This window comes from Chryseobacterium sp. CP-77 (genome assembly GCF_036362765.1).
GTDB lineage: Bacteria > Bacteroidota > Bacteroidia > Flavobacteriales > Weeksellaceae > Chryseobacterium > Chryseobacterium cupriresistens.
The window spans coordinates 4,496,288-4,523,060 of the sequence record NZ_CP143637.1; the positions used below are offsets into that span (position 1 = coordinate 4,496,288).

Here is a 26,773-nt window from a genome sequence, read left to right on the forward strand (position 1 = left end):
GTGATACTTTTTAAAATGTTATTTAAATAAATTGATGAATTCTGATGAAGGTTTACAGTTTGTCATAGCCTTCAAATCTCTCATCCACGATACGTTTCCATTCAGGGTGTTTCTTAATAAAGGCGAAAACATAAGGACAGAAGGGAAGAAGTTTTTTTCCGCTTTCCTCAATAAAATTCAAAGTTTTTTCTACTACCGCAGCTGCTGCGCCGGTTCCTGCCAGTTCCGGTTCTGCCTCTGTATGTATCAAAGAAATCTGGTGCATGGTTTCACGGTAATCGATGAATGCAAAATGTCCGTTGAACTCTATTTCAAATCTTTTTTCAGCTTTTACAAGAGGTATATTTTCAAATTCTGGTTTCATAATATTTGTACTAAGGGTGCCGCATTTCCTATAAATGCAGGAAATTGCGTGTTAAGACAATTAAACCTTATAGGTTTTAAAACCTATAAGGTTTGCCATTATATAAAGTTAATAAAAAAAGGAATAATCAAAGATTAAGATAAATTTAATTCTTTTAATCTTCCAGGTATCCGAATTTTCCGGTATTAAAATCCTCGAAGGCCTGCATAATCTCTTCTCTGGAATTCATCACAAAAGGACCATGAGGGTAAATAGGTTCATTGATAGGCTCACCGCTGATGATTAAAACAACAGCATCTTCCTTTGCTTCCAGGGTAAATGTTTCGCCTTCATTTTTAAACAATACAAAATGATCGGATTTAACGTTCTCTTCTCCATTAATAATAATACTTCCTTCAATCACCAAAGCCGCAGTGTTGAAATGAGAAGGGAAATTAAATTCCGCTTTTCCTCCTGATTTAAGCTTTGCGTTCATCATATGGACCGGAGTGAAAGTGCTTGCAGGTCCTTTATGACCGTCATAGTCTCCGGCAATCACTTCTATAAAACCATTATCCCCGAGATCAACTCTTTCCATTGTAGAGTTTTCAATAGCCTGGTATTTTGGGCAGCTCATTTTATCTTTTGCAGGGAGATTCACCCAAAGCTGAACCATCTGGAAAATTCCTCCTTCTTTTGCCCACTCCGTTTCATGATATTCTTTGTGAAGAACTCCTTTGGCAGCAGTCATCCACTGAACATCACCTTCTCCGATAACACCGCCGCCGCCGGCACTGTCATGGTGTTCTACTTTTCCGCTATATGCTATGGTTACGGTTTCAAAACCCCTGTGCGGATGCACCCCGACACCTCTCGGTCTGTCTGATCCGTTGAAATGAAATTTTGAATTATAATCCAGCATAATGAACGGATCCATTCTTTTCATATCCAATCCAGGAACTCCCGGAATGAAATTGTGAACCCTGAATCCATCCCCTACAAAGTGCGCAGGTTTTGGAGATACTACGATTTCTATTTTTTTAGTTGCCATCACATTGTTGATTTATGTAAACAAAATTACCATACATATATGCGAAAAGCATTGATCTGTGTTAAGTTCGTAGAAGGGTAGAATACAGAATACAAATTGGCGGAACCGCGTAGTAATCCGCCATAGATGCATTATTTTTATAATTTTACTTTTTTCCTGATTATTCCTCCTTAGACTGCATGTTCTTCCCATCCGAAATATGGAGTCTTCTGAATACCAATCCGGATAGAATTGTTAATATTCCTACTGTGAGAAAGGTTAACCGGAAAGCATTGTGGATTTCTCCTTTGATCAGATCTGTATTTTCGAACAGCTTTAAAACAATCAGTCCGAAAGCAATTCCGAAACCGATGGCTAACTGTTGATTGACAGAGAGTAATGAGTTTCCGCTGCTGGTCTGGAAATTTCGGAGATCGGCAATGGAAATAGTGTTCATGGAAGTGAACTGTATAGAGTTGAAAAAGCCCAGTACCGCAATGATGGGAACAAACCAATATAGAGAAGTGTGAATGTCAGGAATAGCAAGCAGGCAGATCAGCGTTCCGATAATAAAGGTATTCACCATTAAGGTCTGACGATAGCCATATTTATCTAAAATCTTTATAACAGAGGATTTTCCGAATATAGCTGTTAAAGCCATAGGAGCAATGATCCAGCCGGAAGTTACCGCAGATTGTTTATAGGCAATCTGAATCATTAGCGGAAGTAATAACGGAACGGAGCTGATTCCCAATCTGGTCGCCAGATTGCCCACAATACCCACACGGAAAGTTCTTACCTGAAACAGATTTAATGGGAAAATAGGATTTCCGCCTCTTTTTGCATGTTTATAATAATAGTACAGGAACAAAAATCCCATGATAAATACCAATAAGACAGGTGTGATATTCTGAATGTCTCCGAAAAGTTCCAGTGAAACAGAAAGCAGGAGAGAGGCTGCGGCAAAAATCAGGAACCCTTTTAAATCAAAATCTACATCATCAGATTTATAATTGGGCATGAATTTTAATCCTAAAAGAATTCCCAGCACCCCAATCGGAATATTGATCAGGAATATCCAGTGCCATGAAAGATAGTCTACCATATAACCTCCCACTAAAGGCCCGAGTACAGGTCCGATAAGTGCTGGAATAATAGCAAAGTTCATGGCTTTGAGCAGTTCGTTTTTGTCAAATGTTTTGATGAGTGCCAGTTTTCCGACAGGAGTCATCAGGCTTCCTCCAACTCCCTGAACAACCCTAGAAATAACAAGATGGGTGAGGTTTTGAGACAAAGAACAAAATAACGAGCCCAGACTGAACAATACCAGAGAAAATATAAATACTTTTTTGGTCCCGAACCGGTCTGCAAGAAATCCGCTGGCAGGCATAAAAACAGCAAGGGTTAGAACATAACTGATAATAGCATTCTGCATATTGAGCGGAGATTCATTCAGATCTTTTGCAATAGCAGGCAGGGAAGTATTCAGGATTGTGGAATCCAGCATTTGCATGAAAATTGCAGTGGCCAGAATTAAGGGAAGTATTTTTTTTACGGAGGTCTGTTGTGTATTTGCTTCTGTCATTTTGTACCGGCTGGGTTATAAAAAGATCCCCAGACTTATTTTATTTGAAGAACCGCTTACTCTAAGCGTTTTGATTCTTAGATAAAGAAATCCATATAAAATTAAAAAAGTCCTGTGAAATTTCACAGGACTTTTTGATTTATTTTCTAGGTTTTTCTACTCCTTTCCATTCATCACCGGCTTTTCTGTACTGGCTTAAAGTGAAAGTTTTGAAGTCCTTGGTTTTGTATTCGATGTTATCAGTATTCTGTTCAAAAGGCATGATATAATAATATTCGATATCCGTTTTGTCAGACTTGTTCCCTTTTTTTACAGTAGGAACATATTTTGAGAATTTATAGCTTGGAAGATATTGTCTTAATCTGGTATAAAAAGCTTTGTCTTCTTTTTCGCTAGGAATGATATCTACAATATTAAGATCATCTTTTTTCTTGTCGATCCAGAGATAATAGGTTTTTTCTTCTCCTATATTTCTGTTGAATGAGTTGAAAGCAAATAATTCTTTTGGTACAAGCTCTTTGATTTTTTCCGGATCAACCTTAGTATAATATTGCCCTTTTGACGGATCTACATACGTTTCAAGGTTATACATTAAAACAGAATTGTTTTCAAATTTTTTATTTTTAAAATATTGATTTAATGATAATTCTGCAGTTGCTCTCAGTTCTTTGCCTCTTGCATCCAGTTTTTTGGTCGGATTCTGAGGGTTTACATATTTTACAAATTCATATAAAACGACAGGTTTTATATCTTTAAGGTGAGGATAAGTTTTCAGTTGCTCTGCTTTTACCAGCCAGTAGAATTGTTGATAGTAGTCGTCCTTATCCTGGTCTTTCACACTCTTGTAAGCCAAAGCAAGCTTCTTTGAATTCAGATATTTGCCATATTTCCCTTGTCCAAAAGCAAAACTAATCGCTAATAAGGCAAATAAAACAGTAAGGTTTCTTCTCATTTTTTTATAATTGATATTTTCGTTTTCCAAATATAATTATTTATTAGATATTATTTTGGATTGTGAGTTAAATTATGCCATATTGTTATTGTTAATTCAAGAAAAAATCCTGTATTGCTACAGGATTGATAAATTATAACAGAGAGAGTTATATGTTTGAATAAAAAAAATATATATTTTAATTAGTAAATTAATATTATTGGCAAGGTTAAATAAACGCTATGGTCGCAAGGTTTAAATTTTAATCCCATATATTTCGTTCGCAAGCGCACTTCGTTCAGCGAGGATATCAGTTTGTCTGTTGCTAAGTGAAACGCCTTTGCGATCGTTCTTAAACACTAATGGAAATATCTTAGCGTACTCTGCGTTAAAATATCCCGAAACCCGAATCCCGAAACCCGAATCCCGCAACAAATTCACAAGCGCAGCGGATTGACCATTGACGATTCATCAATCGATTTTCTAATATGACGTTTCATGCACTTTCACTGCTCTTCCGCTTGGATCATTCATTTTTTTGAACGCTTCATCCCATTCCAAAGCAATAGGAGTAGAGCAAGCTACGGATGGAACCGATGGAACAGTAGCTGCAGCGGTTTCACTTGGGAAATGTTCTTCAAAAATCGTTCTGTATCGGTATTCTTCTTTGTTCTGAGGGGTGTTTAGCGGGAATCTGAATCTTGCATTCGCCATCATTTCATCCGTTACTTCTTTTTCAGCTACTTCTTTTAATGTGTCGATCCATGAATAGCCTACACCATCCGAGAACTGTTCTTTTTGTCTCCATGCAATAGAATCAGGAAGCAGATCCTCGAAAGCTTTTCTCAATACCCATTTTTCAATTTTTCCTTCAGCAGTATTGATCATTTTATCTTTAGGGTTAAGCGTCATCGCAATATCCATAAATTCTTTATCAAGGAAAGGTACTCTTCCTTCAATTCCCCAGCTCATCAACGCTTTGTTGGCTCTTAAACAATCATAAAGGTGAAGTTTGCCCAGTTTTCTCACCGTTTCATCGTGGAATTCTTTTGCATCAGGAGCTTTGTGGAAGTACAAATAACCTCCGAACAATTCATCTGAACCTTCTCCTGAGAGAACCATTTTAATCCCCATAGATTTGATCACTCTTGCTAAAAGGTACATTGGGGTGGATGCCCTGATGGTGGTTACATCATAGGTTTCAAGGTGGTAAATAACGTCACGTACAGCGTCCAGTCCTTCCTGTACGGTAAAGTTAACCTCATGGTGTACAGATCCGATGTGTTCTGCAGCTTTCTGAGCTGCTGCCAGATCGGGAGAACCAACCAATCCTACGGCGAAACTGTGAAGTCTCGGATACCACGCTTCCTGTGTATCGCCGCTTTCAATTCTCTGGCGGGCAAATTTTGCAGTAATTGCGGAAATAACAGATGAATCTAAACCTCCTGATAGAAGTACTCCATAAGGAACATCACTCATCAGTTGTCTGTGAACGGCATCTTCTAGACCTTTTCTCAGTTTTGAAATATCCGTTTCATTGTCTTTTACATGATCAAAGCTGTCCCAGTCTCTTGTGTACCATTGCTGAAGCTCAGCACCATCTTTGCTGTAAACGAAATGACCGGGCAGGAATGTTTCTATTTTTTTACATACCCCTTCAAGAGCTTTTAATTCTGAAGCGACATAATAGTTTCCGTTTTTGTCCCAACCCTGATAAAGCGGGCAGATTCCCATATGATCGCGGGCAATAAGATAAACATCATTTTCAGTATCATATAAAGCGAAGGCAAAAATTCCGTTGAGTTTCTCTACGAAATCTTTTCCGTATTTTCTGTACAGTGCAAGGATCACCTCACAGTCCGACTGAGTCTGAAATTCATAATCAGGAAATTCTTCTTTTAATTCTCTATGGTTGTAGATTTCACCGTTTACGGCTAATACTACTTTTCCGTCTTTCGTAAATAAAGGTTGTTTTCCGGAAGTTGGATCTACAATGGCAAGTCTTTCATGAGAAAAAATTACTTTCTCATCCTGGAAAACTCCACTCCAATCCGGTCCTCTGTGACGGATTTTTTTTGACATTTCCAATACCTGAGGTCTTAATACTTCGGTTTTTTGCTTGGCGTCAAATAAACATACAATTCCACACATAATTTTTTATTATTTATGGAACAAAAGTAAAAGTGATGTTTATAAATAACAATTAAAAATGTTTAAATGAGAAAATTTTTAATCAATTAATATTTTTAAGTTAAAAATTTTAACTATTTATTGGAATTAAGATGTTTTTGATTAATTTTTTTCGTTGGGACTAAAATTGCCAAATCTCTATACGAAATAAAAATGACATATTTATTAATCTATGGTAAGTAATTATATAAATTTTACCCCTTACTTTGTGGCTCGAAATAATTTTTTTTCATCATTTGTGTTTTTACCTTCTTGCAATTCTCATGCAAGAAGGTTTTGTTTTTATTGAACCCCCAGTAATACGCCGGAAACATTCCATGAACTGAAGCTTGTTCCTTCCGTAGGACCTTGTGGAATTTTTACCTGAATCGTATGTTTTCCTGCTTTCAAATCTCCAAGAGGAATGAATTCAGGATTGGTAACCGTTCCCGGACACCAGTTTGATCTGCTGAGGTCTGATGACGAAAGACCATCCTGGAAATTTCCGGAGGCCGGATTGTATAAACGGTATGAACCACAGTCTGTTCTCCACGGTACAAATGAAAAAACGGGTTTTCCATCCACAAATATAGAATTGGCTTTTGGAACAAATTCATCACCATTTTCCCAACCGCCATGTCCTGTTGAGGTATATCTTAGCTGAGCATTTTTCAGATCTTTATCCAAAGTGAAATCAACAAGTAGACCTTTGTCCTGACTGAACATGGTAGAATAGTCCTGTCCTGCCATTTCCATAATGTTTAAAGTGTTGAATAACGGGATGGCTACATTATTTTTATTAACGTTTTGATCGCTTTTATGAATCGTAATATCAAGACTTACTTTGTGTCCTCCTTTATCATAATTTCCAATAAAAGTGCCTATCCAAAGCTCTTTTCCGGATAAAGCAGGCTTTAATTCTGTAATATCCTGCCGGTAAGGGCTGATGGTCTGCCACTCTTTTCCCTTAAGCTGAATATGATTAAACTTCTGAATGCCAAAAGCGGTAAAAAACCGCATCATTTCCATAGCAGGGCTGTAGCTGCCGGTAGCCGTTACCCCGTAATATTGTTTTCCGTTTCCATTGTCATAGACAGGAAGGGTTTTTGCTCCGTTTTCCAAGCCGTCAAAAAACGACTTTTCTTTATCCTGCGGAATAAAAAATACAGTTCCGGTTCTGTCATACGCATCTCCGTTCGACTGCTGTTTTAGTTCTGCAAAAATAGTCTCTCCCTCTGTAATAGCAGGAAATTTTACTTTTTTAAGGATAATAGTTCCCTTGGCGTATCTTTTTATCTGGCCGTCAGATTTTGAGGCATCAGAGAAGTTGATGATTTCGTTTTCAAAAACATTCAGCGTGGTAAATCTGCTTTTCCATAGAAGGTCTTTATATCCCAACTGATCAGTTGTCTGTATTTCTCCTTTTATGATACTTTCAATTCCGGCATTCTTTATTTTTTTGATTGAAGCGGCAGTCGTTAAAGAGTTTTTATTTCTTTCCACCTCCAGGACCAATCCTAAATTCTGCCCCAATACAGATGGGCCGCCTTTCAGCTTCAGGTCATTCGTATACCAGACTTCAATGGTATTTGAATTGACTTTCGTAACCGCTTTTTTACAGTTGTACCCTAAGATCTTTTTCGTTTCATTGGTCAGTTCAAAATCCTGTTTTCCTACAGATTCAGCATCTGAGGTTGAGATGATTGAGCCGGGTTTTAAAAAGGCATAAGAAACTATAGTATTGGATGGCTTTTCCACCTTAGTGATTTCATAAGGATAGCTGCTTTTTTGTTCTTTGATCGTGCTGTTAAGAATGAAATTTTCTTTTTCATTGACCCAGATAATTGTAGAAGGCTGATCAGTTAATGCTTTTCCGTTATAAGAACTGGAGTACTGAATTTCATAGGTCTGTGCAGAAAACAGACAGTATAAAAAAACAGCCAGAAAATTGAAAACAATTCTTGTATGCATAAATAAATGAGTTTGCTGCAAAGTTACTGTTAACTTCTCACAGCGTCAAACCGGTTTAATCTATACAGTTAGTAGAAAACGTACTGTAAATGTTACAAAAAATGTTACATTTTTTTAAATTAACAGAATATTGAGTTTGAAATAAATTGATCTATATTGCGTTCAATCAAAAAAACAATACCATTGAATAAGTTAATTCTTTTTTTTATATTTCTTGTGTCATTAAACTTTATAGAAGCACATAAACCGAAAGTTAGGATAGAAAACTTCGGAAATATAAAAACGTATTTTGTTTCAGGGTTTAATTTTGACCAAAAAACAATTGAATCAGAGGAGTTAAAGATGCAGGTTGTTGGAAGATTATCTAAACTTATTGCTGAAAAATTAGGCTGTTCTGATACGATTATGATTGAAAGAAAGACATACTATTCTCATGATCCTAAGCAAGAGTTTTTTATTTTAGAAAATAATAACTCTCAATATAAATTAGCAGTTCTTGATGAAGGTATTTTATTGAAAAGTAATAATAAAGGTTTATCTGTGAGGATTTTAAGTGGAAATATAAATGTGGTTGATGTTTTGAAACTTGTTGAATATTCCATTCTGAATCGGAAAAAACTTAATCGGAAACATATTGTTACCGCTTATTATTATGGAGAAGAAAAGTTGAAAATATTAGTTAATTCTGAGAATTTTATTAGAAAAATCTGCAAAATCCAATCCAAATTAGTTTCTGAAGTTATCAATAATAATATTGAATTATTGAACAATGGATTTTTAAGAACTAAAATTTCATGGAAAAGTGGAAAATTTATTTTTGGAATTGATCATAAACCTCCGGCAGGTGGTAATTATCTGGAGCCTTTAACGAATGATTTTAAGATTGAAGATTTCAGATATTATTTAGATTCTAATCATTCAAACTTCTTTCTGATTTTTCATAATTCAAACGAGTTTACATACTTCGATGGTAAAAATGAAAATACATCGGCTAAAATAGAAGTAAAAAATAGTTCGTGGTATCCGTTTCAGCTTTCAAAAGATAGATTCAGAGATAAAATAGTTTTATTTGATAATTATAGCTATTTCTATGTCTATAATTTCAAAAAAAAACTACTCCAAAAAATAGAGTAGTTTAAATATCGTTTAGAGGATTTGGATTAAGAAACTCTCTCAATCAAAGCCATGTAGAACCCGTCATATCCTTCGCTAGGCATTACTTTTTCATCTTTAATCATCTTGAATCCAGGATTGTTTTTGATAAATTCTTCTACCTGAAGATTGTTTTCAGACGGAAGGATAGAACAGGTAGCATATACCATTTTTCCTCCTTTTTTAAGCATTTTAGAATAGTCCTGAAGGATTTGTTGCTGCTCCTTTTTAATTCTGTCAATAAAGTCCTGGTCAATTTTCCACTTACTGTCCGGGTTTCTTTTCAAAACACCAAGACCTGAACAAGGTGCATCAATCAGAAGTCTGTCAGCCTTTTCATGAAGACGTTTGATCACCTTGTTATCAGAAATCATACGGGTTTCAATGTTGTGGGCTCCGGCTCTTTTGGCACGACGCTTCAGTTCTGCAAGCTTCCATTCAAAGATGTCTAATGCTACGATCTGACCTTTGTTTTTCATTAATGCAGCTAAGTGCAATGTTTTTCCTCCCGCACCTGCACAGGCATCTACCACTCTTTGTCCTTCTTTTACATCAAGGAAATACCCGATTTTCTGAGAAGAAGCATCCTGAACTTCAAATAATCCTTCTTTGAAAGCTGTGGTAAGGAAAACATTTTTCTTTTCTTCCAGCTGAACAGCGTCAGGATAACCTTTAACAGGATAAGAAACAACACCCTCATCTGAAAGATCAGAGATAAGCTCTTTGGTGGTTGTTCTTAAAGAATTGGCTCTTAAAACCGTAGGAGCCTGCTCGTTCAAAGCAATCATTTCTCTTTCCCAGCTGGCACCCAGTTCTTTTTCAAGAGTTTCAGCAAGCCATTCAGGAATAGAGTGTTCTATCGCTTTTGTAGGAACAGTGTTCTTTTTAAGTTTGGTAAGAATATCGGCGATTTTAATTCCGTCAAATTCTTCAAATTTTTTATAATTGGTTTTACTCCAAAGTAAGTACGCAATAATCAGTTTGTAGATATTGTTGGGTTTTACACCTTCACCCATATAGTATTCAAGGCGTTTCTTCCAACGGATAATATTGTAAAAAATTTCAGAAACAACGGCTCTGTCCTGGCTTCCCCATTTTCTGTTGGCTTTCAAAAGTCTTTCAATAACTTTATCGGCATATTTGTTTTTCTCAAAAAATGTCTCCTGTAGGGCATCGTGAATTCCGATTGCCAAGTTTCTGTGAATAAGTTCCATAAATTTGCTTCGCTGTTTGAATCTGCAAAAATACGACTTTTAATTGAGAGTTTGGAATTTGGGTGGGGAGATTGAGAATAGGAGAGGTAAAGGGGATCGTTGATGGTGAATGGTGAATCCGCTTCGCTTGTGAATTTTCGTGTTTCCTGTTGAGAGGTTATGAGTAATTATATTAATATTGTACAGATCAGTTTTCTAATGAAAGGTTGCGCATTCACGATTCAATTTGCAAAGTAAAAATTGACTACTGACAATCTGAGATTCAGTAGTGAATGGCCTGTGTGTTTATTAATTTTTTGCATAGTAGAAATAAATTTTAATGCTGAATTTGTAAAGATTTTCCGATTATTTGTATTTTTTATTTGTCGAAGATAGCCTTTTACTATAAGACGAATAAACCTGTGTTTTTGCTTAATGAAAAATATTTGTTAACAAAATATACACTGTTCATTACTATACTTTATTTTCTTTGCAGCAAGTTTATTTAATTTGTATTAATTCACCTGTCTGTGTAAAATTAACAGGCGCTTATGATCTACTATACTGAGCTTTATCTATTGACTTCAACCTCTAAAAAGTTCTACCTTTGCAAAAAATAAAAATATGAGTGACACAGTAATTTGTCCAAAATGCAGCTCTGAGTTTACCTACCCGAGCGATAATATGATGGTATGTTCCCAGTGTTTCTACGAGTGGGATCCGGCAGAAGCCGCTGCCGAAGCCGCAAATGAAGGAAAAATCCTGGATTCCAATGGAAATGAACTTCAGGATGGAGATTCTGTAGTGGTAATAAAAGATCTACCTGTAAAGGGAGCACCAAAACCGGTAAAAGCCGGAACTAAAGTGAAAAATATCCGTCTGAGACCGGGAAGTGATCACAATATTGACTGTAAAATTGATGGTTTCGGAGCAATGGCTCTTAAGTCAGAATTTGTTAAGAAAGCATAAGAAAACTTTGTTTTTCTATGCCCTGAAAATAAAGAAAAGGAAAAAATTGGACAGTGTAATCTTTCAACAGACTTAATTGCAAGATTGCTAATGTCCGTCTGGAAGGCAGAAAGAGAATTAACCAAAAATTTCCTTATACTTTAGAAGTACAAATGTAAGAAAAAGTTTTAAAACAGCTTCTTACGTCTGTGCTTTTTTTATTGATAAGTATAAGTGAATGTATAAGTTATGTGCAATTTGGTTTTTCGCTTACATAAACGAAATACAGATCGTTCCTGATATTTTCTCATCCGTATACACAACAAGCTCCTTTTCTTTTGCTCTTAATTTATTCCAGTAATAATTTCCTGCAAATCTGCTTTCAAGAACTTCGGCTTCAAGACCGGTTTCTGTGATTTTGATTTCTTTGGGATAATAAGAGAATTTGGTAAGCTGGAAATTTTCAGCTTCTGCTTCACTGAAAATATTCACTTCCCCGAATAGCTTAGCAACATAAGAATTGTAAGGATGTCTGTAGGTTTCCTCCGGACTGTCATTCTGAATCAGTCTTCCGTCCTGCAGAATGACAATCTGGTCCAGCCATGGCATAATATCCTGAAGTTCATGCGTGGAAATAATCAGAGAAACTTCATGCTGTTTTACATATCTGAAAAGTCTTTCCCTCAGTTCAATTTTTCTAGGAAAATCCAGATTACTGAAGGGTTCATCTAAAATAAGAAGTTTTGGAAGTACAGATAATGCTCTTGCAATAGCCACTCTCTGCTGTTGTCCGCCACTTAAGAATTTAGGAAGTACGTTGGCAAATTCCTGAAGTCCCACTACCTCAAGAAGTTCCGTTACGGTTTCTTTTTTCTGTTTTAAATTGATATTAGAAATAAATTTTCCTACGTTTTCAGCCACCGTAGCGTAAGGCATAAGATCAAAATTCTGGGCTACGAATTTCATTTCTGGTTCTCCGGGAACAAGATTTCCTTTCGGTCCCAAAAGCTTTGCTCCGTTAAAAATGATCTCTCCTTTTTCCCAATCCAAAAGACCATAGATAAGGTTAAGAAGAGTAGATTTTCCACATCCGCTTTCACCGGCCAGCGCTATAATCCTGTTTTCTTCAAACCTTAGATTAAGGTTCTGAAACAGGGGATTTTCTTTGTTATGAGAGAAAAATAAATTGTTTATTTCTAATAGCATATTACAAATGTAAGGTTTTTATGAAAACATAATTTTTTTTATTATATTAGCGGAACTAATAAAAATAAATCAAAAATGAGAAAAAAACTGTTTTCGTTAGCTATTCCTGCATTATTTATTGCTGCTGTAATGGTTTCTTGTAAAAAAGACAAACCACTTACGAGTGAAAGTAATGAGGTGACAACTACCAAAGAAGGTAGCCAGTTCACTTTGGATACGCTAAACAGTAAGGTTGAATGGAAGGGATATAAAGTATTTAAATCTGAGAATACAAGCCATTTTGGAACCATCAGGTTTGAAAGCGGAGATGTGACGGTGAAAGACGGAAAACTGGAAAGCGGAAAATTCGTTGCTGATATGAACTCTTTAACTTCTGTGGACTTGAAAGACAGCCCGGAAGATTTAGGGAAATTAAATGGCCACCTGAAAAGCGGAGATTTCTTTGAAGTTGAAAAATTCCCGACAGCTTCTTATGAGATTACAAAGGTTACTCCGGCTACAGAAGGGGATTATAATACTCTTTTAGATGGTAATTTAACGATTAAAGGAATTACAAAGCCTGTTCAGTTTAAAGCTAATGTTTCTGTGAAAGATGGAGAAGTAAGTGTAGCTACTGAGCCGAAAGATATCAAGAGGGAAGAGTTTGGAGTAAAGTTCCAGGCTCCTGCTGAAAACGGTGTAATCAAAGACGAGGTAACTCTTCAGATCAGCGTTAAAGCTTTAGAAAAGAAATAATTTTTTTATTTAAGTGAAATAAGTGATTGAAGTCTGCCTCCCGAAAAAGAGGCAGATTTTTTTTTGACGGACTTATTATTCAACTTAAAATCGTATTTTTGCAAAACATTTTGAAAGGGTAAAATAATGATAGAAAAGATAGAAGAACTACTGGTCGAAGTAAACGGCTTCAATGCTACCTCTAAGGAAGAGATCGAAAACTTCCGAATCAAGTACAACGGTAAAAAAGGGGTTCTGAATGATTTTTTTGAAAAATTTAAAGAAGTTCCTAACGACCAAAAGAAAGAATTCGGACAGAAAATCAATACTTTGAAGCAGGCAGTGGCTGTAAAACTGGAGGATTTGAAAAATGCTTCCGCATCGTCTGTTGTGATTGAAAAGGAAGATCTTACAAGACCTGCTTTTCCATTGGAATTAGGTTCAAGACATCCGATCAATCTGGTAAAAAACAGAATTATTGAAATCTTCAAATCTATCGGTTTTGCAGTAGCAGACGGACCAGAGATTGAAGATGACTGGCATAACTTTACAGCGCTTAACCTTCCGGAATATCACCCGGCAAGAGATATGCAGGATACATTCTTCATTGAGCAGAATCCGGATATTCTTTTGAGAACGCATACTTCTTCTGTACAAACGCGTTATATGGAAGAAAACCAGCCGCCTATCAGAATTTTATCTCCGGGAAGAGTGTTCAGAAACGAAGCAATCTCTTCACGTTCTCACTGTATTTTCCATCAGATTGAAGGATTATATATTGACGAAAATGTAAGCTTTGCAGACCTGAAGCAAACAATCCAGTTCTTTACGACTGAGCTTTTCGGAAAATCTAAAATCAGAATGAGACCTTCTTTCTTCCCTTTCACAGAGCCAAGTGCTGAAATTGATGTGTATTGGGGATTAAACTCAGAAACAGATTACAGGATCACAAAAGGTACAGGATGGCTGGAAATTATGGGATGCGGAATGGTAGACCCTGCCGTATTGAAAAATGTGAATATCGATGCTGAGAAATATTCAGGATATGCATTCGGAATGGGTATTGAAAGAATCACGATGCTTCTTTACCAGATGAGTGACATCAGAATGTTCTTCGAAAATGATATCAGAACACTTGAACAATTCAAAACGCTATAAAAAATCAAACCTCCGGAGCTCCGGAGGTTTTTTGTTTTTAATTACTGACCTAAGAAACAAAACGTAATTAAAAACTGATCTTATTGAAAAATTTACACGTGTCTGTTTCTTATGCCCATACTTCGGTTCGGAACCGCCAGGTACCTCAAATGAAGTATTGACATGCTGCAGCTCTTTGTCTGCCTCTATTATAAAGACAATCAATATTAATATTCTATTACATTGAACATACAAAAGCCTGTCTCAAAAGTGTCATTCTGAACGAAATGAAAGGGAATGAAGAATCTCAGGTTATTAATTATCGATGAGATTCTTCCTTCGTCAGAATGACAAAAATCAAATTATTTGACTTTTGAGACAGGTTTTATCTTTAAAACTGATGATTGTTATTTAGTGAACTTTAAAGGGTACTTCACATTTTTATAATCATCAATACTCGCTTTCAGTGATCCTACTGCAAGTTCAGCTTTCAACAGCATAGGAATGTGGTTGGAATCATTGGAAACCCACATGGTTACACCTTCTTTTTCCTTAAACACTCTTCCGCTTTTTACAGAAGGAATAATTTTTAAACAGTTAATAGTTCCAAATTTGGTTTTTAAATTTTCTGTTCCTGTTACTTTCAGCTGGAAAGGAAACATTTCATCATCAATCCACACATTCATATTGATAACTGTTCCTACTTTCAATTCATCGGGACTTTTACTTCTTAAATAATAAAAGCATGAAAGCATATCCTGAACACCTTTTACTGATTTCAGAACTTTAGAACCATTAGCTGGTGTCTTTTTATCTGTTAAAATTAAAGTGCTGTTATCGTGATTAAAAACGGTTTCAAAATGCTGGCGGTAACTTCCTTCACGTACATTTCTAACATAAAAGCTTGGTAATCCCGTTTGTGTATTGATGAAACTTTCGTATAAATCTTCTACTTTGAAGAATGCTTTTACGGCACCTGTAGTCTGTCCTGTCCCTTTTACATAAAGATGAGGAACTCCTTTGTAGGTAGTTTGTTTGGTCGTAAGATTGGCAGTTCCTGCATTAAGGAAACCATAGTGGATTCTAAGAGTAATAGATTCGCCATCTGCAATATTATCAATCTGGGCAGAGCCTAAAAAGAATATAAATACAGCAAAAAGGTTCAAAAGTTTATTCATAACAAGACATTTACAAAAATATTGCCAAATTTAAAATCTTAAAAGATAGATATTTGACAAATCTCAGGTTTTTATTTAGAATCAATTAAATATGCTTCGCATTAAAATTAGTAAATTTGCAGTTACATGTATAATTAAATTATCTTAAAGATTATGATAACCACTGATATATTGATCATAGGTGCGGGACCTACAGGACTTTTTGCAGTTTTTGAAGCTGGTTTATTAAAAATGAAGTGTCATATTATTGATGCACTTCCACAGCCGGGAGGGCAATTGGCTGAACTTTATCCTAAAAAACCTATTTTCGATATCCCTGGTTATCCTTCTGTGAATGCCGGAGAATTGGTGGATAATCTGATGGAGCAGATCAAGCAGTTCCAGCCTGGATTTACCTTAGGGGAAACCGCTGTTTCTTATACAAAAATAGATGATGAATGGTTTGAGGTGATTACCAACAAAGGAACCGTTCACAGATGCAAAGCGATTGCCATCGCAGGAGGTTTAGGGACTTTTGAGCCAAGAAAACCTACTTTTGAAAATATCGCTGACTATGAAGAAAAAGGTCTTGAATATTTCGTTAAAGAACCTGAACACTTCAGAAATAAAAAAGTGGTGATTGCTGGTGGAGGAGACTCTGCATTAGACTGGAGTATTTTCCTTTCTAACGTTGCAAGTGAAGTAACTTTGATTCACAGAAGAAATGAATTCAGAGGAGCTTTGGATTCTGTAGAGAAAGTTCAGGATCTGAAAAATCAGGGGAAAATTAAATTAATTACACCTGCCGAAGTTACCGGTATTAAAGGTGACGGAAAAGTAGAAGCAATCACTGTAGAAGTAGAAGGACAGGAAGCTTACGATATTGAAACAGATTATTTCATTCCTTTATTCGGATTGACACCAAAATTGGGTGAGATTGGAAACTGGGGACTGAATATCGAGAAAAATGCAATCGTTGTAAACAATGCTCTTGATTATCAAACTAATATTGATGGTATCTACGCTATCGGAGATATCAATACATACCCTGGAAAACTGAAGTTGATCCTTTGTGGTTTCCACGAAGCTACTTTAATGTGCCAGAGTGTATACAACAGACTAAATCCTGGTAAAAAATTCGTATTAAAATATACAACGGTAAGTGGTGTAGACGGATTTGACGGAAGCCGTAAAGAAGCAGAGAAGGCAGTTGTGAAAAAAATTGACTAATTTTGCAGAATTATGTCAGACGTTAATATTAAAATCACCGACAGAGAAGGGGTAACCCACGATGTCGTAGCTCCTACGGATATGTCCATGAACTTAATGGAAATTATCCGTTCCTATGAATTGGCAGAAGAAGGTACTATTGGGGTATGCGGAGGAATGGCGATGTGTGCTTCATGCCAGGTATATGTAATCAATGATCCGGGTCTGGAACCGATGGGAGATGAAGAGGACGCCATGCTGGCTGAGGCTTTCCATGTGAAAGACAACAGCAGATTGGGATGCCAGTTGCATATTGCCGATGCCATGGAAGGGCTCGAAGTGGAAATTGCTCCTTATCCTTAGAAAATATTTTTTAATCTTAATAAGAAACCCGTCCGGATTTTCCGGACGGGTTTTGTTTTCATATTTATTTCTGAGAACATATATACTCGTGTCTGATTAGCGTGTCTTCTTTAATGATTTCTAAATAACTTTCACCTTCATTCTTTATAAAGTAATCTCCCGGTTCTATTTCATCTTTATAGGAAATCCACCATTGGCCGTTGTCATAACATTCACAAGGTTGAATGCTTTCAGGAATAGTTCCCTTTAATTTAATAGATTTTATACCTTCAATGCTTTCGACTCTAATTTTACATTTTTGCTTCTTAACTCTTTCCATAGAAGTCTTGCAATCTTCCATAAAATAAGAAGAAAGAGCAGGAACAATAACGAATATAGTTACAAATACTGTGGCAACTCCGAGCATTTCTTTATTAACGTTGTAGCTATTCATGTGAAAGACTATAAAACTTAAATTTCCTCCTTAGAAATCCATTTCCCAACTGTAGGCGCCTGATAATTTCTCATCTTTTTCAGCAGATCATCAATGGTACTGCAGATCAGCATCATATCTCTGTTGATTTGCTTTAAAAATCCTTTGTCCACCATGGTTTGAACCAGATTGATCAGATCATCATAAAATCCGTCAATATTCAGAATTCCGATCGGTTTTTTGTGAAGCCCGAGCTGTGCCCAGGTGATCATCTCGAAAAACTCTTCCAGCGTTCCATAACCGCCGGGTAGAACGATAACGCCGTCACAAAGTTCATTCATTTTGGTTTTTCTTTCGTGCATGGTTTCCACGATGATAAGTTCTGTCAAGTTCTTGTGAGCAATTTCTTTGGATTGCAGAAAGTGGGGAAGGACTCCAATAACCTTGCCTCCTTCGGCTAATGCTCCGTCTGCTATCGTTCCCATCAAACCCACATCAGCACCGCCATAAATAAGCTGTATACCTTGTTGAGCTAGAGTTTGTCCCAATAAAAATGCCTGTTCTTTGTAAATGTCATGCGAGCCAAAACTTGAGCCGCAGAATACGGTGATACTTTTCATTGTATTAGATTTGTTTTTTATGCTATTGTTGAGATGCTTCGACAAGCTCAGCATGACATCTCTAATACTAACTGCTTTTTTAGAGATAAATTTTTAGCAGCGTCATGCTGAGCCTGTCGAAGCACTTTTTATTTTCAATTAAATAAATATATTCAGATTAAAACTAAAAATATCCAAAATCATAAGACTTTGGATATTAATATCGTTATTTTAATGTTCTATTTCTGAGGAATATTGGCTAAAATATCTTTCAGGAAGCTCCAGAATTTCTGAGTTGAAGGAATATTCGCTCTTTCATCAGGAGAGTGCGCTCCTCTGATCGTTGGTCCAAAGCTTACCATTTCCATTTCAGGATAGTTGGCTCCGATGATTCCACACTCAAGACCAGCGTGGCAAGCTACTACATGAGGTTTTTCGCTGAACTTTTCAGTATAAAGCTTCTCCATCAATTGTACAATTTCTGAACCTGGTTTTGGCTTCCATCCCGGATATGATCCGCTGAACTCAACATTCATTCCAGCCAGTTCCGCAACCGATTTCAATTGTTCTGCCACTGAATATTTAGAAGAATCTACAGAAGATCTTGTAAGATTTAAAATCTTAAGTTCTCCACCTTTCAGTTCTACTCTTGCCACGTTGTTGGAAGCTTCTACAAGATCAGCCACATCAGGGCTCATTCTGTATACTCCGTTGTGAAGCGCTTTTAAAGTAAGGATCACTTTTTTAGAATCTGCTTCTGAAATAGCTTTATCGGAAGACGTAGAGTTTTCAATATTGATCTGAAGTCCCGGTTCTACAGTGGCAAATTCTTCTAAGATCTCTTTTTTAAGAACCGTTACATTTTCAATAAATTCCTGGGCATTTCTCACTGAAATTACAGCAACTCCTTCTCTTGGGATAGCATTTCTCAACCCTCCGCTGTCGATAGAGATCAATTCAATATTCTGGCTTTCCAGTCCGGTGTAAAGAAGTCTTCCCAAAATGATATTGGCATTTCCGAAACCTTTATGGATATCCATTCCGGAGTGACCTCCCTGAAGACCTTTTACTTCAAGTCTTACAATTTGTCCTTTTGAAGCTTCTGCAGCATAGGTTTGGGTGATTGTCACATCTACACCTCCTGCACAGCCGATATCAATTTCATCGTCTTCTTCAGTATCAAGGTTCAATAGAATTTGTCCTGTCAATTGCCCTGGTTTTAATCCTAAAGCACCTGTCATTCCAGTCTCTTCATCAATCGTGAAAAGAGCTTCCAATGCAGGGTGTGGAATATCTGAACTCTCAAGGATAGACATGATGGTAGCTACTCCTAAACCATTATCAGCGCCCAAAGTAGTTCCTTTTGCTTTTACCCAGTCACCGTCAATTTCCATTTTGATTCCTTCGGTTTCAAAATCGAAATTCACATCATTGTTTTTTTGGCAAACCATATCAAGGTGCGATTGAAGCACAATAGATTTACGGTTTTCCATTCCTGCCGTGGCTGGCTTTTTAATAATAACGTTTCCTACTTCATCTACCGTAGTTTCCAGTCCTAAATCTTCACCAAATCCTTTGATAAAAGCTATTACTTTTTCCTCTTTTTTTGAAGGTCTTGGAACAGCATTTAATCTGGAGAAATTTTTCCATATAATCTGCGGTTCTATATTAGATAATTCCATTGAAATTTATTTTTCTCAAATTTACGAAATAAAAAATGCTTCCGTGAGATACAGAAGCATTTTTGTAGGATTTCGCTTTATTAACATCCGCATTCTCCATAGATCGGAGTGGTAAATGTAGTTCCGTCCGGTTTCTCTATAGTCAGAGTTCCTTCAAACAGTAAAGCCTCTTCGCCCTTTATTTTTTTACCTTTTACAGAAATTTTGTAATCATCATTTTCTATTTCCTTGGTAAGCAATTCATCTACTTCCATGTCACTTGATGAAATGAGATTCATCGCCAGTCTTTTACCGTCAAGCATCATGTATGCTGTTTTTCCGGCATCATCCGCGTAGATATATCTTTCATTTTCAAAATCAGATTTGCTGGCTGCAAAATAGCAGGAACATTCTTTGATTTCTTTTGGAAACGGAATGGTTCCCACCAGAATATTCCCTGAAGAAGGTCTTATAGAAGCAGTATCTTTAGTGATATGTAAAGAATCAGCAGGAGCAGAACCCGACACAGTTTCTTTTTCCTTTTTACAGGCTACCAATAGAAATGCGGAAAATACAATGATTACATATTTCATGTCTTTGTGGTTTTATTATTTGTTTATCCTCTTGCTCTTTCAAGAAGTGTCATCATCAATAAAGAAAGGATTACCAGGCTTTCTTCCTCATCATCAATATCGATCAGTCTGTCCAGCTGGAATCTTCTTCCGAAGAATGAAGGCATTTTTTTCAGTTTAAAATAAGCCTTTCCGTCAATACCCGTTACGGTGTAAGATGGATTAAGGAAATACCCTGTAAACATCCCGATGATAGGAAGTTCTCCTACAAAGCTGTCCCAGAATCTTACCCATGCACTGTCTTCCTGAATTTTAAACTTAGGCTGATCGTGTGCATCCAGAATATCATAACTTGCTTTCCAGATAGAACGCATTCCTTTTCTCGCCAGTCTGCCAAAATTTTTGTTGTCGATAAGATCATTCAAAGAATACGAAGCATTGAAATCAATCCATTGATTTGCCCTGATTCTGAAAAGTTCCTTAGACTTGCTTTCATCATTAAAAACAATAACATCTTCTTTTAACTTGAACATTTTCTGACGAACATATGCCACATAATTTCCATTTTTGTCAGTAATGTTGAAGTCACTTGCTAAAGTAGTGATTTTGAATTTGAAATCCAGTGGATAATTAAGATTGTTAAGTACCATGTCAGTTTATTTTTTTCATATTTAATTTAAGCCGCAAATATAAAGGTTTTTTAGTGTTCTCAGAAACACGGGAAATATAAAATATCATAATGGGACATTAATCTCATGGTCAATAGTCAATTTTTGCTGCGCAAAGTCAATAGTCAATAATTACTTTATACAAATTCACTAACGAAGTGAATTGACCATTAACGATTCACTATCAATTATCAACTTTAATCCTTATTTTTGTACCTATGGATTACCCTAGTAAAGTATTGGCAAAAGCAGTAGATGAGATTTCGGGATTGCCTGGGATTGGAAGAAAAACGGCTTTGAGGTTAGCACTCCATTTGTTGAAGCAGCCCAATTCAAGAGCTGTAAACCTTGGCAACTCCCTGATTAACCTTGTCAATGAAATAAAGTATTGTAAAGAATGTCATAATTTTTCAGATTTTGACATTTGTGAAATATGCAGCAATGAAAAGAGAAACGGTGAACTGATCTGTATTGTAGAAGATGTAAGAGATGTGATTGCGATTGAAAATACAGGAAAGTATACAGGAAAATATCTGATTCTCGGTGGGAAAATTTCTCCCATGGAAGGAGTAGGGCCAGGCCAGCTGAATATTCCAAGCATAGAAAAGAAACTGAATGACGGACAGGTAAAGGAATTTATTTTCGCACTGAGTGCTACGATGGAAGGAGATACAACGGCTTATTATATTTACAAGAAATTTAAAAGTTTCAATGTGAATTTTTCCAGCATTGCAAGAGGAATTTCTGTAGGGGATGAACTGGAATATGCAGATGAAATTTCTTTGGGGAGATCTATTATCAATAGATTGCCTTACAACGAAAAGGATTAATATGAAGTTGTCCGTTATTATTGTTAATTATAATGTTACCCAATTGCTTAGAAGCTGCCTCCTGTCGCTCCGGAAGTATGTACAGGATATAGATTATGAGGTGATTGTCATTGATAATGCTTCTGCAGATAGCTCATGGCGAGATCTTATTTCTGAATTTCCCAACGTACATTTTATATCATCTTCAACAAATGGTGGTTTTGCAAAAGCAAATAACCAGGCTGTCCGGAAGGCAAAAGGAGAATATATTTTGCTTTTGAATCCCGATACGGAATTTGAAGGGTTTTATATGAAAGAACTGCTGGATTTTGCAGATGCACAGCCTTCATTCGGATGTCTGGGGGTAAGAATGCATGATGCCGGAGGAAATTTTCTTCCTGAAAGCAAGCGATCGGTTCCGGATATGTTCAATTCATTTGAAAAGCTGTTTACCAATTTTAAAAAGAACAACTCGAAATCCTATTACAGAAACGATATAGAAGAAAATGCTATTGCTGAAGTGGAAGTAATCACCGGAGCATTTTTATTGGCTAAAAAAGAGGTCTATGAAAAAATAGGAGGATTGGATGAAGCTTATTTTATGTATGGAGAAGATATTGATCTCTGTTATACTTTTTTAAGAAACGGATATCAAAACTTCTATTATGGGAAAGTTTCAATTCTTCATCACAAAGGGGAAAGTACCATTAAAGATGAAGTATACCTCAACAGATTCTACGGAGCCATGCAAATCTTTATTGATAAATATTATAAAGAATCAAAACCTGTACAGTATTCATTTTTAAAGGCAGGATTAAAGCTTCGGCATCAGATTGAAAAGATCAGGTTAAAATAAAAAAGCAACTCAATTTGAGTTGCTTTTGTTGTATGTAAGATGATATTCTTCTTATTTTGCCGGTGCAGGAGTCTGTGCCGGAGTGGTTGTAGAAGAAGCAGGAGCTGACTGTTTTGCCGGAGCTTCTTTCTTAGCAGGCTGTTGTGCAGGAAGTGCCTGAGAAGGCTTACCTGTAATAACAACGCTTAAAAGGATAAGAACGATGATAGTTCCGCCCAGAGTCCATGTTGCTTTTTCCATGAAATCATTGGTTCTCTGTACCCCGAACTGTGCAGATGATGCACCTCCGAATGTACTGGAAAGGCCTCCTCCTTTTGGATTTTGTGCCATAACAATAATTACCAATAAGACACTGGCAATCATAATAAGAACCATCAATAGTGTAAATATAGTATCCATTAATTCTGATATCTTTTTGAATGGGCAAATTTAATCTTTTTTTACTGAATTACAAAAAAAGATATCGCCAAATGTTGATAAAAATAAAAACGGCAACATTTGTTGCCGTTTTTTCTATAAAAATAGGATGTTATTATTTAAAATCAGCATCTGTAGCCTTATTGATCTCATAAGACTTTACATTCATGGTCATATCCATTCCCATCTGGCTTACAGAGATCGTGAAAGGCATTTTTACGCCTTCTACATCTTTGTAATTAGAGTAGGTTGTCGGAATGGTCATTTCCTGACCTTTAGCTTTTATTTTTTTAGTCTCTCCGGTTTTTAATCCCGTTGCCACACTGTAGTAATAGGTTGTATTTCCACCTTTAATAGCATAAGAGTCTTCCCCGCCAATTTTCTCAATTCCTCCTAATTTATAGTCGGGAGATTTTGCAAATCCCAATTCTTCGAAAATCTCAGGATTTTTTTGTTTTTCGGCAATTTCCTCCGGTGTGATGTCAACCTTTTGTCCCATTTGCATAGAATAGCCGGTTTTCCCGTCGAATACCTGCTTCTGAACAACCTGTCCCATTGCCGTTACCGTGGTAAGCTCTTTTCCGCCTTGTGCTTTAACGATTTTAAAATCGATGTTTTGTCCTTGCATAGACATTGAGGCGTTGGTTGTATAAGATGTGATTTTCGCCAGATTAGCTTTTCCTCCGATAGCATTGATGTATTTGTCAACAACAGATGCAACGGTTACATTGGCATCCACTTTTTGTACAGTTGGTTTTGCAACGGGGTTGGCTTCTTTATCGAAATATTTTACAGGATAACCCAGTTTTTCCAATCCTTCAGAAATATCAGATGCCTTACCAGCGATGAAAATTCTGCTCTGGTTGGGCAAAATTGTAGCTTTTACAGCATTGGAAACATCTGCTGCAGTTACCTTATCAATAGATTTTAAGTAATTGGTATAAAAATCAGCAGGTAAATCCTGAACCTTCAGGTTTAAAGCAAATCTTGCGATATTGGCAGGTTGTTCCAGGGCAAGAATGAAAGCTCCTTTTAATTTAGCTTTAGCGTTCGCTAATTCTTCTGGTTTTATGGTAGAGATCGCATTAAGTTCATTCATGAATTCCTTAACAGCTTTGTCTGTAACCTCATTTCTTACACTTGCACTCGCAGAGAATTGTGGAGAATACTTGCTGGCCACCATTTCTGAGTAAGCCCCATAGGTAAATCCGTTTTTCTCACGAAGGTTCATGAAAAGTCTGGCTTCACCGCCACCACCAAGGATGTAATTGGCGATTGTAGCAGGGAAGTAGTTGGCATCTTTCATTTTCAGGGTGTTCAGGTTGTTTAAAGAAACAACAGACTGTACTGCAGAAGGAACATCTACTACGTTGATCTCTGTTTTAGCAACATTAGAAGCAGGTTCCAATGGTGTAATAGGAGTGTTTGCTTTTTTCCAGCCACTGAAAGCTTTTTCGATCAAAGGTTTTACCTGGTCAAACTTTACGTCTCCTACAATTACTAAATAAGCATTATCCGGAGCGTAGTATTTTTTATAAACATTTTGTACGTCAGCAAGCTGGATTTTGTTGATAGATTCAACCGTTTCAAACTCACCTCTTGACGTATTCTTCCCATACATCAAAGCGTTGGATACTCTTTCAGCAATAGAAGAAGCATTTTTTTCATCAGCTTTTAATCCTTCAATCGTTCTCTCCTTAGAGTTTTGAATTTCTTCAGCAGAAAATTTAGGATTAATAATGGCATCAGCCATTAAACCTAAAACTTCAGGGAAATATTTTGAAAGTGAATTGGCAGAAGCACCCCCCGAAGAGAAATTAAGGTTTGCTCCAAGATAATCTACTTTTTTGTTGAAGTCGTCTTTGCTGATATTGGTAGTTCCGTTTTCGAACTGCTCAGCCATAATTCCGCTTACTCCGGTTACTGCTCCTTCGTTGTATGGAGGTCTGTCCATAGAAAGGCTGGCACTTACTCTTGGTAATTTGTTGTTCTCAACCACCATTACCGTAAGGCCGTTGCTTAGCTGGAAAGTTTTTGGCTTCGCAATGTTAATCGCAGGAGTAGGTCCCGGTTTCGGCATTGCATTAAGATCTATTTTTTGTGCTGAAACCATTCCTGTAAAGAAAAATGCTGCAGCTATATATGTTAATTGCTTTTTCATTTGTAAAAATTTAATTTTTAATAATCATATTATCTCCTAAGAAGCTGAATAATTACTTTTTCTCAGGAACGTAATTGATGATTATTCTTTGGTTGGAATTAAGATACTTTTTAGCAGCATTTTGAAGATCCTGTCTTGTGATAGATCTGTAAATGTCGATTTCTTTGTTGATCAGATTCGTATCACCCATCAATACATGGTTGGTTGCCAGTGAAGCGGCAATTCCCTGAATGCTTGAATTGGCATTTACAAACTGGTTTTCATACTGGTTTTGAAGTTTTTGATAATCTTCTTCAGAAATTAAAGTAGTCTGAAGCTTTTTGATTTCAGCATCAATGTCAGTCTGTAAAGCCTGTTTTGTAGTTTGTCCCATTGGAATCGCGAAGAATGCGAAAATACTGTAATCTTCAAGTCCCTGGTTGAAAGCAGCCACCTGAAGTGCCTTTTTGTCCTGGTCTACTAATTTTTTATATAAAACCGAAGATTTACCGCTGCTTAAATAAGAAGAAAGCATATCTAAAACATAAGCATCTTTCTCTTTGTTAGCCGGAGTTCTGTATGCGAACACATAAGCCGGAAGCTGGATGTTGGGATCTGTAGCAGTTACTTCTTTTTCCTGAGTGATAGGCATTTCTTTCGGGAAATCTTTGGGATAAAGTGTACCTTTTGGAATTCCTCCGTAATATGTTTCAATCCATTTCTTGGTTTGCTCAGGTTTGATATCTCCGGCAACTACTAAGGTAGCATTATTCGGAACGTAATATTTTTTATAAAATGCCTGGAATTCCTCTAGCTTAGCAGAGTTCAGATCTTCCATAGAACCAATTGTCGGCCAGTTGTATGGATGGTTTGTGAATAAATTTTTCTGAATAGTCGTGAAAAGATTCCCATAAGGCTGGTTATCCATTCTTAATCTTTTCTCTTCTTTTACAACCTCTCTCTGGGTATCTACACCAATCTGGTTGATAACAGCGTGACGCATTCTTTCTGCCTCCATCCAAAGACCAAGCTGTTCGTTGTTGGAAGGGAATGTTTCATAGTAATACGTTCTGTCATTGGTCGTGTTGGCGTTGTTCTGCCCTCCGTTTGAAGAAACGATTTTAAACCAGTCTCCTCTCTTGATGTTAGGAGTTCCTTCGAATAAAAGGTGTTCAAAGAAGTGAGCAAAACCTGTTCTGCCTTTTACTTCATCTTTTGCACCTACATGATACATTACACCTGTTGTTACCACCGGTGCCGAGTTATCCTGATGAAGAATTACATGCAGACCATTGGGAAGGTCATACTCTTCGAATTTGATTTGCTGTGCATTCAGCATGAGCCCGAAGAAAGCTACGGCAGCAGCAGAAAGAAGTCGCTTTTTCATAAAATTTAGAAATTGTTTACCAATTAGTATGAAAAGTGAATTAAATGTTACAGAATGTGTATAAATATAAAGGTGACGGTGAATAGTGAATGATGAATTCGCTTCGCTTGTCAATTGGTTACGTGATTCGGGTTGCGGGATTTG

The 26,773-nt window shown here is 36.6% G+C and carries 25 protein-coding genes; 8 read left to right on the forward strand and 17 right to left on the reverse strand.

The window, feature by feature from the left end:
• Positions 1–52: 52 nt before the first annotated feature.
• The 6 genes from V0410_RS20220 to V0410_RS20245 all read right to left on the reverse strand — a co-directional run bounded on the left by V0410_RS20220 (position 53) and on the right by V0410_RS20245 (position 8,029).
• Entirely contained in the window at positions 53–364 is a 312-nt protein-coding gene (locus V0410_RS20220) for a GNAT family N-acetyltransferase (protein ID WP_330745394.1), read from the reverse strand.
• A 154-nt stretch (positions 365–518) separates the two neighbouring features.
• Entirely contained in the window at positions 519–1,394 is an 876-nt protein-coding gene (locus V0410_RS20225) for a pirin family protein (RefSeq protein WP_330745395.1), read from the reverse strand.
• Between the two features lie 160 nt (positions 1,395–1,554).
• A complete protein-coding gene (locus tag V0410_RS20230) occupies positions 1,555–2,958 on the reverse strand; it encodes an MFS transporter (protein ID WP_330745396.1) in 1,404 nt (467 codons plus the stop codon).
• A gap of 139 nt (positions 2,959–3,097) precedes the next feature.
• Positions 3,098–3,940 (reverse strand): hypothetical protein, encoded by an 843-nt coding sequence (locus V0410_RS20235; RefSeq protein ID WP_227944262.1) that lies wholly within the window; start codon positions 3,938–3,940, stop codon positions 3,098–3,100.
• A gap of 432 nt (positions 3,941–4,372) precedes the next feature.
• Complete coding sequence (gene asnB / locus V0410_RS20240; RefSeq protein WP_110010871.1) at positions 4,373–6,040, reverse strand: asparagine synthase B; 1,668 nt, start codon at positions 6,038–6,040, stop codon at positions 4,373–4,375.
• Positions 6,041–6,361: 321 nt separating this feature from the next.
• Complete coding sequence (locus V0410_RS20245) at positions 6,362–8,029, reverse strand: GLPGLI family protein (RefSeq protein ID WP_330745397.1); 1,668 nt, start codon at positions 8,027–8,029, stop codon at positions 6,362–6,364.
• A gap of 183 nt (positions 8,030–8,212) precedes the next feature.
• On the opposite strand from V0410_RS20245, the gene V0410_RS20250 reads away from it, so the two are divergent.
• Complete coding sequence (locus V0410_RS20250) at positions 8,213–9,163, forward strand: hypothetical protein (RefSeq protein ID WP_330745398.1); 951 nt, start codon at positions 8,213–8,215, stop codon at positions 9,161–9,163.
• A 26-nt stretch (positions 9,164–9,189) separates the two neighbouring features.
• Here V0410_RS20250 and V0410_RS20255 read toward each other — a convergent pair whose 3' ends face one another.
• Positions 9,190–10,395, reverse strand: a complete 1,206-nt coding sequence (locus V0410_RS20255) for an RsmB/NOP family class I SAM-dependent RNA methyltransferase (RefSeq protein WP_227943664.1) — start codon at positions 10,393–10,395, stop codon at positions 9,190–9,192.
• A 603-nt stretch (positions 10,396–10,998) separates the two neighbouring features.
• Here V0410_RS20255 and V0410_RS20260 point away from each other — a divergent pair.
• Entirely contained in the window at positions 10,999–11,343 is a 345-nt protein-coding gene (locus V0410_RS20260; protein ID WP_062675403.1) for a zinc ribbon domain-containing protein YjdM, read from the forward strand.
• Positions 11,344–11,592: 249 nt separating this feature from the next.
• On the opposite strand, the gene V0410_RS20265 is transcribed toward V0410_RS20260, so the two are convergent.
• The gene (locus V0410_RS20265; protein ID WP_330745399.1) at positions 11,593–12,528 is read right to left on the reverse strand and encodes a sulfate/molybdate ABC transporter ATP-binding protein; all 936 of its coding nucleotides are present in this window, start codon (positions 12,526–12,528) and stop codon (positions 11,593–11,595) included.
• A gap of 75 nt (positions 12,529–12,603) precedes the next feature.
• Between V0410_RS20265 and V0410_RS20270 the strand changes: the two genes are divergently transcribed.
• A complete protein-coding gene (locus V0410_RS20270) occupies positions 12,604–13,263 on the forward strand; it encodes a YceI family protein (RefSeq protein ID WP_034697022.1) in 660 nt (219 codons plus the stop codon).
• A 126-nt stretch (positions 13,264–13,389) separates the two neighbouring features.
• Complete coding sequence (pheS, locus tag V0410_RS20275; RefSeq protein ID WP_110010876.1) at positions 13,390–14,400, forward strand: phenylalanine--tRNA ligase subunit alpha; 1,011 nt, start codon at positions 13,390–13,392, stop codon at positions 14,398–14,400.
• A gap of 386 nt (positions 14,401–14,786) precedes the next feature.
• Here pheS and V0410_RS20280 read toward each other — a convergent pair whose 3' ends face one another.
• Positions 14,787–15,557 carry a DUF3108 domain-containing protein gene (locus tag V0410_RS20280; protein ID WP_330745400.1) on the reverse strand — a complete coding sequence of 257 codons (771 nt, stop codon included), beginning with the start codon at positions 15,555–15,557 and terminating at the stop codon, positions 14,787–14,789.
• Positions 15,558–15,710: 153 nt separating this feature from the next.
• Between V0410_RS20280 and V0410_RS20285 the strand changes: the two genes are divergently transcribed.
• A complete protein-coding gene (locus V0410_RS20285; RefSeq protein ID WP_062675398.1) occupies positions 15,711–16,766 on the forward strand; it encodes an NAD(P)/FAD-dependent oxidoreductase in 1,056 nt (351 codons plus the stop codon).
• Positions 16,767–16,778: 12 nt separating this feature from the next.
• Complete coding sequence (locus V0410_RS20290) at positions 16,779–17,108, forward strand: 2Fe-2S iron-sulfur cluster-binding protein (RefSeq protein WP_034697026.1); 330 nt, start codon at positions 16,779–16,781, stop codon at positions 17,106–17,108.
• A gap of 64 nt (positions 17,109–17,172) precedes the next feature.
• On the opposite strand, the gene V0410_RS20295 is transcribed toward V0410_RS20290, so the two are convergent.
• The 5 genes from V0410_RS20295 to V0410_RS20315 all read right to left on the reverse strand — a co-directional run bounded on the left by V0410_RS20295 (position 17,173) and on the right by V0410_RS20315 (position 21,002).
• Complete coding sequence (locus tag V0410_RS20295; protein ID WP_330745401.1) at positions 17,173–17,541, reverse strand: hypothetical protein; 369 nt, start codon at positions 17,539–17,541, stop codon at positions 17,173–17,175.
• Positions 17,542–17,558: 17 nt separating this feature from the next.
• The gene (locus V0410_RS20300; protein ID WP_330745402.1) at positions 17,559–18,140 is read right to left on the reverse strand and encodes a TIGR00730 family Rossman fold protein; all 582 of its coding nucleotides are present in this window, start codon (positions 18,138–18,140) and stop codon (positions 17,559–17,561) included.
• A 218-nt stretch (positions 18,141–18,358) separates the two neighbouring features.
• On the reverse strand, positions 18,359–19,801 hold the full coding sequence (locus V0410_RS20305) for an aminoacyl-histidine dipeptidase (RefSeq protein WP_330745403.1): 1,443 nt from the start codon (positions 19,799–19,801) through the stop codon (positions 18,359–18,361).
• Between the two features lie 80 nt (positions 19,802–19,881).
• Positions 19,882–20,373, reverse strand: coding sequence for a hypothetical protein (locus V0410_RS20310; protein WP_330745404.1), 492 nt, complete (start codon positions 20,371–20,373; stop codon positions 19,882–19,884).
• A 23-nt stretch (positions 20,374–20,396) separates the two neighbouring features.
• Complete coding sequence (locus V0410_RS20315) at positions 20,397–21,002, reverse strand: hypothetical protein (RefSeq protein ID WP_076596213.1); 606 nt, start codon at positions 21,000–21,002, stop codon at positions 20,397–20,399.
• A 236-nt stretch (positions 21,003–21,238) separates the two neighbouring features.
• On the opposite strand from V0410_RS20315, the gene recR reads away from it, so the two are divergent.
• Complete coding sequence (gene recR, locus V0410_RS20320; protein ID WP_330745405.1) at positions 21,239–21,850, forward strand: recombination mediator RecR; 612 nt, start codon at positions 21,239–21,241, stop codon at positions 21,848–21,850.
• Entirely contained in the window at positions 21,846–22,685 is an 840-nt protein-coding gene (locus tag V0410_RS20325; protein ID WP_330747731.1) for a glycosyltransferase family 2 protein, read from the forward strand. The genes recR and V0410_RS20325 overlap by 5 nt, the downstream gene beginning before the upstream one ends.
• 51 nt (positions 22,686–22,736) lie before the next feature.
• Here the strand turns inward: V0410_RS20325 and secG are convergent, their stop codons facing one another.
• From secG to V0410_RS20340, 3 genes are all read right to left on the reverse strand, one after another.
• The gene (gene secG / locus V0410_RS20330) at positions 22,737–23,084 is read right to left on the reverse strand and encodes a preprotein translocase subunit SecG (protein ID WP_330745406.1); all 348 of its coding nucleotides are present in this window, start codon (positions 23,082–23,084) and stop codon (positions 22,737–22,739) included.
• Between the two features lie 133 nt (positions 23,085–23,217).
• Entirely contained in the window at positions 23,218–25,263 is a 2,046-nt protein-coding gene (locus V0410_RS20335; protein ID WP_330745407.1) for a M16 family metallopeptidase, read from the reverse strand.
• Positions 25,264–25,315: 52 nt separating this feature from the next.
• The gene (locus V0410_RS20340; protein ID WP_330745408.1) at positions 25,316–26,629 is read right to left on the reverse strand and encodes a M16 family metallopeptidase; all 1,314 of its coding nucleotides are present in this window, start codon (positions 26,627–26,629) and stop codon (positions 25,316–25,318) included.
• Positions 26,630–26,773: the final 144 nt, after the last annotated feature.